Raw genomic sequence first — 12270 nt, 5'->3', positions numbered from 1 at the left:
TTATGACCATGAACACTCCCGGACCGCTGATGCTGGACGTCGCAAGCTATGAGCTTGACGCCGAAGAACGCGAAATTCTGCAACATCCGCTGGTCGGCGGGCTGATTCTGTTTGCGCGCAACTTCCACGATGTCGAGCAATTGGCGGAGCTGGTGCGGCAGATTCGTGCGGCGTCGCGTCATCGTCTGGTGGTGGCGGTGGATCAGGAAGGCGGTCGCGTTCAGCGTTTCCGTGACGGTTTTACCCAGTTGCCCGCAATGCAATCCTTTGCCGCGCTGCACGATCTGCCGCAAGCCGGTGAACTGGCGCAGCAGGCCGGTTGGCAGATGGCTTCCGAGATGATCGCCATGGACATCGACATCAGCTTCGCGCCGGTACTGGATATTGGTCATATCAGCGCGGCGATTGGCGATCGCTCATTCCATGAAGATCCGGCGATTGCTTTGCAGGTCGCACGTCGCTTTATCAATGGCATGCACGAAGCAGGCATGAAAACCACTGGCAAACATTTCCCTGGCCACGGTGCAGTGAGTGCAGATTCACACAAAGAGACGCCGCGTGATAACCGCGACGCCGCCACGCTGCGTCAGCATGATATGGCGATCTTCAAGCAACTGATTGATGAGCAGCTGCTGGATGCGGTGATGCCCGCGCACGTTATCTATACTGAGGTGGATCCGTTGCCAGCCAGCGGTTCGCCATATTGGCTGCAAACCGTGCTACGCAAAGAGCTGGGTTTCAACGGCGTGATTTTCTCCGACGATTTATCGATGGAAGGTGCCGCGGTGATGGGCGGTTATGCCGAGCGCGCGCAGCAATCACTGAATGCCGGTTGCGATATGATCCTGGTGTGCAATCAACGCGCTGGTGCGGTGAGCGTGCTAGATAATTTGACGCCGATCGGGGCAGAGCGCGTCACGCAGTTATACCATCAAGGCCGTTTTACCCGTCAAAATCTGCTGGCAAGCGAGCGCTGGCGGCAAAATCAGCGTCAACTCAGCGCACTGCAAGAGCGTTGGCTGGCGCATAAAGCTTCGGGCAGATAAGCCGCGCTGCCCGGATTTCATACCACGCTGAGGAACATCATGATCATCTATCTGCACGGTTTTGATTCCAACAGTCCGGGCAACCATGAAAAAGTGCTGCAACTGCAATTTATTGACCCGGACGTCAGATTAGTCAGTTACAGCACCCGTCATCCGAAACACGACATGCAGTTTCTGCTGAAAGAGTGCGACAAGCTGCTGCAACAAGGCGACGATGCACATCCGCTGATTTGTGGCGTGGGGTTGGGCGGTTATTGGGCTGAGCGCATCGGTTTTCTCTGCGGCATGCGCCAGGCGATTTTTAATCCCAACCTGTTCCCGTTCGAAAACATGGAAGGCAAGATCGATCGCCCCGAAGAGTATCTTGATATCGCCACTAAGTGCGTCAGCGACTTCCGCGAGAAAAACCGCGATCGCTGCCTTGCCATTCTTTCCCGTCAGGATGAAGCGCTGGACAATCAACGCAGCGCGTCGGTGCTTGAGCCTTTCTATGAAATCATTTGGGATGATGAAGCCAGCCATAAATTCAAGAACATTGCCCCGCATTTGCAACGCATTAAAGCCTTCAAACTCCTCGCGTAACGATAAACGCGCCGCGTGATGCGGCGCACAAAACGTGTAACATTCTGATAATGCAGCGCAAAGATTGATGTACATCAATTTTCTTATGATATGTCTCCGAGGCCGTGATATTCTGCCCTCAGCTCGCGATTTAACGTCGCCAACCCTATGTTTATTAAGGTTTTTATTAACCATTAATTAACTATTGGTTTACAACTTTGAGGGGGTCTTTGTTGACTACATCTACGGAAAAAATCGTTATCATCGGCGGTGGTGCTGGCGGCTTAGAGCTGGCAACTCAGCTCGGTCACAAGCTGGGACGCAGCAAGAAAGCCGAGATAATTTTGGTCGATCGCAACCACAGCCATTTATGGAAACCGCTGCTGCATGAAGTGGCGACCGGTTCGATGGATGAAGGTATCGATGCGCTGAGTTACCTGGCGCATGCGCGTAATCACGGCTTCCAGTTCCAGCTGGGATCGCTGACGCAAATCAACCGTGAAGCCAAAACCCTTGAGTTGGCAGATATTCGCGATGCCGAAGGCGTGTTGTTAGTGCCGCAGCGTGAACTGGCTTATGATCGTCTGGTGGTGGCGTTGGGCAGTGCGTCCAATGATTTCGGCACGCCAGGCGTCAAAGATCACTGCATCTTCCTCGATAATCCGCATCAGGCGCGTCGTTTCCATAATGAAATGCTCAACCTGTTCCTGCGTTTCTCGGCCAGCGAAGGCAGCCTGGAAAAAGTGAATATCGCCATCGTGGGCGGCGGCGCTACCGGCGTTGAATTGTCGGCTGAGCTGTATAACGCAGTGAAACAGCTGCACAGCTACGGCTACAAAGGTCTGGATAGCACCTCGCTGAACGTGACGCTGGTGGAAGCCGGTGAGCGTATTCTGCCGGCCTTGCCACCGCGCATTTCTGCTGCGGCGCATCAAGAGCTGACCAAACTTGGCGTGCGCGTGTTGACGCAAACCATGGTTACCAGCGCCACCGCAGACGGCCTCAACACCAAAGGCGGCGAATTCATCAATGCTGATTTGATGGTGTGGGCTGCGGGCATTAAAGCGCCAGATTTTATGAAAGAGATTGGCGGTCTGGAAACCAACCGCATCAATCAACTGGTGGTGAAAGAGACGCTGCAAACCACGCTGGACGACGATATCTACGCGATTGGCGATTGTGCGTCTTGCGCCTTGCCGGGCGGCGGATTTGTGCCACCGCGTGCGCAGTCGGCGCACCAAATGGCGTCGCGCGCACTGGAGAACATTCTGGCGCAGCGCAAAGGCAAACCGCTGAAAGCTTACGTCTATAAAGATCACGGTTCGCTGGTGTCGCTGTCACGCTTTAGCACCGTCGGCAGTTTGATGGGCAACCTGATGCGCGGCTCGATGATGGTAGAAGGGCGCATTGCCCGTTTTGTCTACATCTCTCTATATCGTATGCACCAGATTGCGCTCCACGGATACTTCAAAACCGGCCTGATGATGTTAGTCGGCAGTTTGAACCGCGTACTGCGTCCACGTCTCAAGCTGCACTAATCCGTCTTCGGCGCGATAACGCCGCCTGACGCGCCGTAACCTGCTGAAAAGCCCTGTTTCAGCTCAAGGTTACGGCGCCATTTCATCCGCTCTCGGAACTCTCCTAAAAACTGGCCCTGACGCCTTTCCGCTGCGTTTCCTCCATTAATCTGATGTTGCAATTACGGTCCATCTGTAAAACTTATTACCAACGAACACGGCGCGGCGCGCACGCCGGTTATGCCTCGGCTACACAGGGTTTTGTAGCGGCAGGATTGCGCGGTAACAACCTTCAGGAGGATATTCCTGTGAATAAATCAATGTTAGCGGGTATCGGTATTGGCGTAGCAGCAGCGTTAGGCGTTGCCGCCGTCGCCAGCATGGATGTGTTTGATCGCGGCCCGCAGTATGCACAAGTGTTGTCGGCCACGCCGATCAAAGAAAGTATCAAGCAGCCGCGTCAGGAGTGCCGCAATGTGACGCTAACCCATCGTCGTGCGGTACAGGATGAAAACCGCATCGCCGGTTCTGTGTTGGGTGCGGTTGCCGGTGGCGTGTTGGGCCACCAGTTTGGCGGCGGACGTGGTCGTGATGTTGCTACCGTTGCCGGTGCGCTGGCCGGTGGTTACGGCGGAAATCAGGTGCAGGGTGCCATGCAGGATCGAGACACTTACACCACCAACGAGCAGCGTTGCAAAACGGTATACGACAAGCAGGAAAAAATGCTGGGTTATGATGTGACCTATAAAATAGGCGACCAGCAGGGCAAAATCCGCATGGAAAATGACCCTGGCACCCGCATTCCGCTCGACCGTAATGGTCAGCTGGTCCTGAATTCGAATCAGGCCTAATTGGGCAAAGATACGACACAGCAGCAGTAACGAAAAAAGCGCCGCAAGGCGCTTTTTTTATGTGTAGGGTCGCCATTTATGGTGACCTTCTACTCGGTTTACATATATCGGTCACCATAAATGGCGACCCTACGGTGTTACGCGCGGTTTTTCGCCAATTCGCTGACAAAACTCTGCACCCATTCCATACGAATCTTGCGATCCGCCATCTCGCGGGTAAATTTCAGCCGCGTTGGGCCATCCAGCTTCCACTGTTTTGGATCTTTTTGCAGCAAGCCAATCAACCAACCAGGATCAACTTTATTCTGTGGCGCAAACTCGAAGAATCCGCCTTTCTCGCTGGCTTCAATCTTGCGAATACCCAACTCGCGCGCGATTAAACGCAAACCGGCGATATCCAGCAAATTGCGCGCCGCATCCGGCAGCTTGCCGAAGCGATCGATCATCTCCACTTTCAGTTCCGCCAAATCTTGTTCATCTGCCGCGCTGGCAACGCGCTTGTAGAGTGACAAACGGGTATTCACATCCGGGATAAAATCATCCGGCAGCAGCGCAGGCATGCGCAGTTCGATTTCGGTTTGATTGCTGGTGAGATCTTCCAGCGACGGCTCGCGGCCAGCTTTCAACGCATCAACTGCGTTTTCCAGCAGCTCCATATACAGCGTGAAACCAATGGTTTCCATCTGCCCGCTCTGATCTTCTCCGAGCAGTTCACCGGCACCGCGAATCTCCAGATCATGGGTCGCCAGCGCGAAACCGGCTCCCAAATCTTCCAGCGAAGCAATCGCTTCCAAACGCTTCTGCGCATCGGTGGTCATGGCTTTTGGATGCGGCGTTAACAGCCACGCATAGGCTTGGTGGTGCGAACGTCCAACGCGGCCGCGCAACTGATGCAGCTGCGCCAAACCAAAGTGATCAGCGCGTTCGATAATAATGGTGTTGGCGCTCGGCACATCGATGCCGGTTTCGATGATGGTGGTACACACCAACACGTTGAAACGTTGATGGTGGAAATCATTCATCACCCGTTCCAAATCGCGTTCACGCATTTGGCCGTGACCAATGGCGATGCGCGCTTCCGGAACCAATTCGGCTAAACGCTGCGCGGCTTTTTCGATGTTTTCCACGTCATTGTAGAGATAGTAAACTTGTCCGCCGCGCAGCACTTCACGCAGAATCGCTTCGCGCACCACCAGGCTGTCGTACTCGCGCACGAAGGTTTTTACCGCCATACGACGCGCCGGTGGCGTGGCGATGATTGACAGATCACGCATGCCGCTCATTGCCATATTCAATGTGCGTGGAATCGGCGTGGCGGTAAGTGTCAGAATATCGACATCGGCGCGCATCGCTTTGATACGTTCTTTGTGGCGCACGCCAAAGCGGTGCTCTTCATCGACGATCAGCAGGCCTAGATCGTGCCATTTAAGGTCGTTCGACAGCAATTTATGCGTGCCAATCAGAATATCGACTTTGCCCTCGCGCGCCTCTTCCAGCACCTGATTTTGCTCTTTGGCAGTTCGGAAGCGTGAAAGCATCTCGATGCGTACCGGCCAGTTGGCGAAGCGGTCGCGGAAGTTATCGTAATGCTGCTGCGCCAGCAAGGTGGTGGGCACCAGCACCGCCACTTGCTTGCTGTTTTCCACCGCGAGGAAAGCGGCGCGCATCGCTACTTCGGTTTTACCAAATCCGACATCGCCGCATACCAAACGATCCATCGCCAGCGGCTGACACATATCGCTTAATACTGCGTTAATCGCCTGGCCTTGATCTGGTGTGGTTTCAAACGGGAAGCCTTCGCAGAACAGTTGATATTGATCGCGATCGTGCTTGAAGGCGAAGCCGGTTTTGGCGGCGCGCTGGGCGTAGATATCCAGCAATTCTGCCGCCACATCGCGCACTTTTTCCGCCGCTTTCTGCCGCGCACGTGACCAGGCATCACTGCCCAATTTGTGTAGCGGCGCATTTTCATCGGCGCCACCGGCATAGCGGCTGATCAGGTGCAGCGAGGAAACCGGCACATACAGCTTGGCATCACCGGCATACGACAGCATCAGATATTCCGCCACAATACCGCCGGCTTCCAGCGTGGTTAAGCCGATGTAACGTCCGACGCCATGCTCCAGATGCACCACCGGCTGGCCAGGGTGCAGCTCGGCGAGGTTGCGAATCAGCACATCTGGATTAATGGTGCGGCGATTATCCTGACGACGACGGCTAACGCGTTCGCCAAGCAAATCACTTTCGCAGATCAGCGCTAACTGGCGTTGCGTATCGATAAATCCACGTTCGCTGGCACCAATCATCAAGCTGTGCGGCTGTTGCGCGGCTTGATCAAAATGATCGATAGGCTGCGGGCGCAGTTTGATGCGCGTCAGTAGCTCTTGCAGGCTTTCGCGGCGGCCTTCGCTCTCCACCGAGAAAATCACCTGGCCGCTGAACTGTTCGAGGAACTGGCGCAGCAGATCAAGCGGCGCTTTGGCTTGCGCTTGCACGGTGAGTTCCGGCAGCGGCTGATAACCGAGATTGGTGTTGGCGGCTTTTTCCGGCAGCGTTTCGCTGCTGAGTTGCATGCGCGGCCAGGCTTTTAATTCGCTCATCAGCGCTTCCGGGCGCAGCCACAGCGTTTGCGGTTCCAGCAGCGGGCGCATCGGATCGATACGTCGATTTTCGAAGCGCGCATTGGCATCCAGCCAGAAACGATCGGCGCTGGTCAGCACATCACCGCTGTTCAGCAGCAGCGTATTGGCGGGCAGATAACTGAACAACGTTGGCAGCTCTTGTTCAAAGAACAGCGGTTGCCAATATTCGATACCGGCGGGCAACGTGCCTTTACTGACCTGCTGATAAACGTGTTCCGGCTCGCGGCGAACATCAAAGGTTTCGCGCCAGCGGCTACGGAACAGTTCGATGGCAGCTTTATCGGTGGGGAATTCATGCGCGGGCAGCAAATTGATGGCGTTAACCGCTTCCTGCGTGCGCTGGGAATCGACATCGAACAAACGCAGGCTGTCGATTTCATCATCAAAGAAGTCGATGCGATAAGGTTGATCGCTACCCATCGGGAACAGATCAAGTAGCGCACCGCGTGTGGCATATTCGCCATGCTCCATCACCTGATCGACGTGGCGATAACCGGCTTGTTCCAGCTGATTGCGCAACGCATCGCGTGACAGTTTTTGTCCCTGCTGCATCACTAATGCATGGCCATGCAAGAAGCTGTGCGGACACACGCGCTGCATCAGCGTGTTAACCGGCATAATCAGCATGCCGCGCGTTAAATTAGGTAATTGATACAGCGTAGAAAGGCGAGCGGAGATAATGTCCTGATGCGGCGAGAAGCTGTCGTACGGCAGCGTTTCCCAGTCAGCGAGATTGGTGACCGGCAGATCGGTAAACTGACGAATCTCCTCCTGCAAACGCAGGGCAGATTGCATATCCGGGGTAATCATCAACACCGGACCGCTGTGGCGTTCGGTGATGCTGGCGCATTCAAGGGCTTGCGCGGCACCGACTAATTGCCCAAGCTGACGATGGTCGCCGGCTTTCACTGGCAGGGTATAACGACTCTGTTCCGACATGGGATCTCGACATTCTCTCCTTGGATTACAGGGCGTCATCATTCCATAATCCGCCCTGAGGATCATCTGTCGTTTCGGAGTTTCTGCCAGATGCGCATCTGGCGAATCTCGTAGGGTCGCCATTTATGGTGACCGAATAGCTGAAATTACTTCGTCGATTGCTGTGTATAGTGCATACGCGGACGATCAACGTTAGCCCATAGCAGCTCCCGTTCGACATGGTAACTGTGGTTGCCGTCGTCCCACTTCACGTAATAACCGGTTGGCGCATCTCCCTGCTCAAAAACGTTAACAATCTCGCCTTTGATCTCTCCCGATTTGTGTTTCACGATACTGCCTTTGGGAAATCTGAACATAGTGAGTACCTCTGCGCCTGGCTAACATCTTGAATAACACCACCTCAAGTCTACGATAATGAATGAACAATAAACGTACAAATAACATCATTAATTTGTCGCAAATTTATGCTTAGAGGCGCTTCGGGACGGTTTTTGACACAACTTTGCCGCAGACTCAGAGGGTTAGAGGTTTCATAAAGCAGACACCTCCTTTATCATCCCACTACTTATTTTCAGGCAACTGCCAAGACGGATCTCATGTATCAACCAGTCGCGTTATTCATCGGTTTGCGCTACATGCGTGGACGTGCCTCAGACCGCTTTGGTCGCTTCGTCTCCTGGCTTTCAACCATCGGCATCACGCTCGGCGTATTGGCGCTGGTCACCGTGTTATCGGTGATGAACGGCTTCGAACGTGAGTTGGAAGGCAATATCCTCGGCCTGATGCCGCAAGCGCTGGTGACCAGCGATAAAGGCAGCATCAATCCGCAACAATTACCGGCGCAGGATCTCAAACTGCAAGGCGTAACGCGCATGGCACCGCTCACCACCGCCGATGTGGTGTTGCAAAGCGCGCGTAACGTCTCGGTGGGCGTGATGCTCGGCATCAATCCCGACGAACAGGATCCGCTGACGCCGTTTCTGGTCAACACTCAGCAAAGCGTGCTGCAAGCGGGCCAATACAACGTGATTCTCGGCGAACAGTTGGCCTCACAGCTTGGCGTCAAGCGCGGCGATCAGCTGCGTTTGATGGTGCCATCGGTCAGCCAGTTCACGCCGGTTGGCCGCTTACCAAGCCAGCGCATATTCACCGTGGCCGGGACTTACGCGGCGAACAGTGAAGTCGATGGCTATCAAATTCTGGTCAATCAACAAGATGCCTCACGCGTGATGCGTTATCCGTTGGGCAACGTCACTGGCTGGCGTTTATGGCTCGACAAACCGCTGAACGTGGATGCGCTGAGCCAGCAGAAACTGCCGGATGGCCTGACGTGGAAAGACTGGCGTGAGCGCAAAGGCGATCTGTTCCAGGCGGTGCGCATGGAGAAAAACATGATGGGCCTGCTGCTCAGCCTGATCATCGCCGTCGCCGCGTTTAACATCATCACCTCGCTGGGTTTGCTGATCATGGAGAAGCAGGGTGAAGTGGCGATTCTGCAAACGCTGGGCTTAACCCGTCGCCAGATTGTCGCAGTGTTTATGGTGCAGGGCGCCAGCGCGGGGATTATTGGCGCATTGCTTGGCACCGTGCTCGGCGTGCTGCTGGCGAGCCAACTGAATAATTTGATGCCGGTGATCGGGCTGTTCCTTGATGGCGCGGCGCTGCCGGTCGACATCAATGCGTGGCAGGTGATCACTATTGCGCTGGTCTCAATGGCTGTCGCGCTGCTTTCCACTCTTTATCCGTCATGGCGCGCTGCCGCCGTTCAACCCGCTGAGGCTTTACGTTATGAGTAATACTCCTTTGTTGCAGTGTCGTGACCTGTGCAAACGCTATCAGGAAGGCAGCGTGCAGACCGATGTGCTGCGCAATGTGGCTTTCAGCTTACAGCCGGGTGAACTGACGGCAATTGTTGGCAGCTCCGGCTCGGGTAAAAGTACGCTGCTGCACCTGTTAGGTGGCCTGGATGCGCCCACTTCCGGCGATGTGATTTTTGATGGCAAATCGCTGAACGCGATGTCATCCGCCGCTAAAGCGGAACTGCGCAACCGCGAACTGGGCTTTATCTATCAGTTCCACCATCTGCTGCCTGACTTCAGCGCGATAGAAAACGTGGCGATGCCGTTGCTGATTGGCAAAACCGGCAAAGCCGAAGCGGAATCACGCGCGCGTGAAATGCTAGCGGCGGTGGGGCTGGAAAAACGCGCGGCGCATCGCCCTTCCGAACTGTCGGGCGGCGAACGTCAGCGTGTGGCGATTGCGCGCGCGCTGGTGAATCGCCCGCGTTTGGTGATGGCCGATGAACCGACCGGTAACCTCGATGCGCGCAATGCCGATGCGATCTTTGAACTGCTGGGCGAACTCAACGTCAAGCAAGGCACCGCGTTCCTCGTGGTGACACACGATTTGCAGTTGGCGAAGCGCCTGAGCCGCCAAATGGAAATGCGCGACGGTGAATTGAGCGATCAACTGACGCTGGGAGTGATCTAATGGCTTCGTCATTATCCCTGCTGCTCGGGCTGCGTTTTAGCCGCGGTCGGCGGCGTGGTGGCATGGTCTCGCTGATCTCCATCATTTCCACCATTGGCATTGCGTTGGGCGTAGCGGTGTTAATCATCGGCCTCAGCGCGATGAACGGTTTCGAACGTGAATTGAACAACCGTATTTTGGCGGTGGTGCCGCACGGTGAAATCGAGCCGGTGAATCAGCCGTTCCGCAACTGGCAGCCGATGATTAAGCCAATTGAGCAAGTGGCGGGCATCGCGGCAGCAGCGCCTTACGTCAATTTCACTGGATTGATTGAAAGCGGTGCCAAATTGCAGGCGTTGCAGGTGAAAGGCGTCGATCCGCAGCAGGAATCGCGTCTCAGCGCCTTACCAAGCTTTGTCGCTGGTGATGCGTGGTCGCAGTTTGCCGCCGGTAAGCAGCAGATCATTTTGGGTGGCGGCATCGCCAAATCGCTGAACGTCAAACAAGGCGATTGGATCACCATCATGATTCCTAACAATGACGGTGAAAATAAGCTGTTACAGCCAAAACGTATCCGCTTGCAGGTGAGCGGCGTGCTGCAATTGAGCGGCATGCTCGATCATAGTTTGGCGCTGGTGCCGTTGGCGGATGCGCAGAAATATCTGGATATGGGCGACAGCGTGAGCGGCATTGCGCTGAAAATGAACGATCCGTTCCAGGCGCAAAAGCTGGTGCGTGATGCCGGTGAAGTGACGCATTCATACGTGTACATCAAAAGCTGGATCGGCACTTACGGTTACATGTATCGCGACATTCAGATGATCCGCGCCATTATGTATTTAGCCATGGTGCTGGTGATTGGCGTGGCCTGCTTCAACATCGTGTCAACGCTGGTAATGGCGGTGAAAGACAAGAGCAGCGACATTGCGGTGTTGCGTACGTTGGGGGCGAAAGATGGTCTGATTCGCGCCATCTTTATCTGGTACGGTTTGCTGGCTGGCCTGCTTGGCAGCGTCAGCGGCGTGGTGGTTGGCGTGCTGGTGGCACTAAATCTCACGCCGGTGATGCGGGTGTTTGAGCATATCACCGGCCATCAGCTGTTGGCGGGCGATATCTACTTTATCGATTTCTTGCCCTCGGAATTGCATTGGATTGATGTGATTTCGGTGCTGGCGACGGCGATTGTGCTGAGCCTGATTGCCAGCTGGTATCCGGCACGCCGCGCCAGCCGTATCGATCCGGCCCGCGTATTAAGCGGGCAATAAGTGTTAACCGCGCAGCCGCTTTAGCGGCTGCGCACATTTTCAGCGTCTGTCGCATGCAGCCGTCACGTGCAGCCGCTATTATCGGGCAAATTAACCCGAAAAATACCCGAAGCGCGGCGACAATCGCCGCAGATTAAGGAGCTTTTATGCGCATACCGCGCCGCCGTCTACGACTTGCCCGCGACAAAAAAAACCGCCGCAAAGTGCATCAGCGCTTTCGCCAGCGTATCTTCGAGCGCGATCGCAAAGCAGAACTGGCCGCGCATCCGCAGCCGCGAGTGGTGGTGCTGACTGGCGCCGGGATTTCCGCTGAGTCCGGTATTCGCACCTTCCGTGCCGCGGATGGTTTGTGGGAAGAGCATCGCGTTGAGGATGTAGCAACGCCAGAAGGTTTCCATCGCGATCCGGCGCTGGTTCAGGCGTTTTACAATGCGCGCCGCCGTCAGTTGCAGCAGCCGGAAATTCAGCCCAACGAAGCCCATAAAGCGTTAGCCGAACTCGAGCAAGTGCTGGGCGATAACTTCCTGCTGGTGACGCAGAACATCGATAACTTGCACGAACGCGCGGGCAGCCAGCGCGTGTTACACATGCACGGCGAATTGCTGAAAGTGCGCTGTGTCAGCAGCGGCCAGGTGCTGGATTGGACCGAAGATCTTACGCCAGACGATCGCTGCACTTGCTGCCAGTTCCCGTCAATGCTGCGCCCGCATGTGGTGTGGTTCGGTGAAATGCCACTCGGCATGGAAGAGATTTATCAGGCAATTGAGCAAGCCAATCTGTTTATCGCCATCGGCACGTCTGGACACGTTTATCCGGCGGCTGGCTTTGTTCATGAGGCCAAATTGCAGGGCGCGCATACCGTTGAATTGAATCTGGAGCCAAGCCAGGTGGGCAACGAGTTCGCCGAGAACCAATACGGCTTGGCAAGCGAAGTGGTGCCGGAGTTTGTGCATACTTTCTTGCGCGGCTTATATAAATAA

Annotated in this window: 10 protein-coding genes; 8 read left to right on the top strand and 2 right to left on the bottom strand. The window is 55.2% G+C overall.

Annotation, left to right across the window (positions count from 1 at the left end; translation table 11 throughout):
• The first annotated feature begins 2 nt into the window (after positions 1-2).
• The 4 genes from nagZ to ACPUC7_RS20560 all read left to right on the top strand — a co-directional run bounded on the left by nagZ (position 3) and on the right by ACPUC7_RS20560 (position 3975).
• Positions 3-1046 (top strand): beta-N-acetylhexosaminidase, encoded by a 1044-nt coding sequence (nagZ, locus tag ACPUC7_RS20575; RefSeq protein WP_494924289.1) that lies wholly within the window; start codon positions 3-5, stop codon positions 1044-1046.
• Positions 1047-1085: 39 nt separating this feature from the next.
• Positions 1086-1628 carry an alpha/beta hydrolase YcfP gene (gene ycfP / locus ACPUC7_RS20570; RefSeq protein ID WP_494924288.1) on the top strand — a complete coding sequence of 181 codons (543 nt, stop codon included), beginning with the start codon at positions 1086-1088 and terminating at the stop codon, positions 1626-1628.
• A gap of 212 nt (positions 1629-1840) precedes the next feature.
• Positions 1841-3145 carry an NAD(P)/FAD-dependent oxidoreductase gene (locus tag ACPUC7_RS20565; protein WP_494924287.1) on the top strand — a complete coding sequence of 435 codons (1305 nt, stop codon included), beginning with the start codon at positions 1841-1843 and terminating at the stop codon, positions 3143-3145.
• 287 nt (positions 3146-3432) lie between these two features.
• On the top strand, positions 3433-3975 hold the full coding sequence (locus tag ACPUC7_RS20560) for a glycine zipper 2TM domain-containing protein (RefSeq protein WP_494924286.1): 543 nt from the start codon (positions 3433-3435) through the stop codon (positions 3973-3975).
• 137 nt (positions 3976-4112) lie between these two features.
• Here ACPUC7_RS20560 and mfd read toward each other — a convergent pair whose 3' ends face one another.
• The gene (mfd, locus tag ACPUC7_RS20555) at positions 4113-7556 is read right to left on the bottom strand and encodes a transcription-repair coupling factor (RefSeq protein WP_494924285.1); all 3444 of its coding nucleotides are present in this window, start codon (positions 7554-7556) and stop codon (positions 4113-4115) included.
• A gap of 146 nt (positions 7557-7702) precedes the next feature.
• Entirely contained in the window at positions 7703-7912 is a 210-nt protein-coding gene (locus ACPUC7_RS20550) for a hypothetical protein (RefSeq protein WP_343553195.1), read from the bottom strand.
• Positions 7913-8152: 240 nt separating this feature from the next.
• Here ACPUC7_RS20550 and lolC point away from each other — a divergent pair, with 240 nt between their 5' ends.
• From lolC to cobB, 4 genes are all read left to right on the top strand, one after another.
• A complete protein-coding gene (gene lolC / locus ACPUC7_RS20545) occupies positions 8153-9352 on the top strand; it encodes a lipoprotein-releasing ABC transporter permease subunit LolC (RefSeq protein ID WP_494924284.1) in 1200 nt (399 codons plus the stop codon).
• Positions 9345-10046: a lipoprotein-releasing ABC transporter ATP-binding protein LolD gene (lolD, locus tag ACPUC7_RS20540; protein ID WP_494924283.1), complete on the top strand. Its 702-nt coding sequence runs from the start codon at positions 9345-9347 to the stop codon at positions 10044-10046. The genes lolC and lolD overlap by 8 nt, the downstream gene beginning before the upstream one ends.
• Complete coding sequence (gene lolE / locus ACPUC7_RS20535; RefSeq protein WP_494924282.1) at positions 10046-11290, top strand: lipoprotein-releasing ABC transporter permease subunit LolE; 1245 nt, start codon at positions 10046-10048, stop codon at positions 11288-11290. Before lolD ends, lolE begins: the two co-directional genes overlap by 1 nt.
• A 146-nt stretch (positions 11291-11436) precedes the next feature.
• Positions 11437-12270 carry a Sir2 family NAD+-dependent deacetylase gene (cobB, locus tag ACPUC7_RS20530; RefSeq protein WP_494924281.1) on the top strand — a complete coding sequence of 278 codons (834 nt, stop codon included), beginning with the start codon at positions 11437-11439 and terminating at the stop codon, positions 12268-12270.

This window comes from Pantoea sp. CFCC18179, assembly GCF_059412405.1.
Note: the sequence above shows the minus strand (reverse complement) of the source record. Positions and strands in the feature narration are given on the sequence as shown.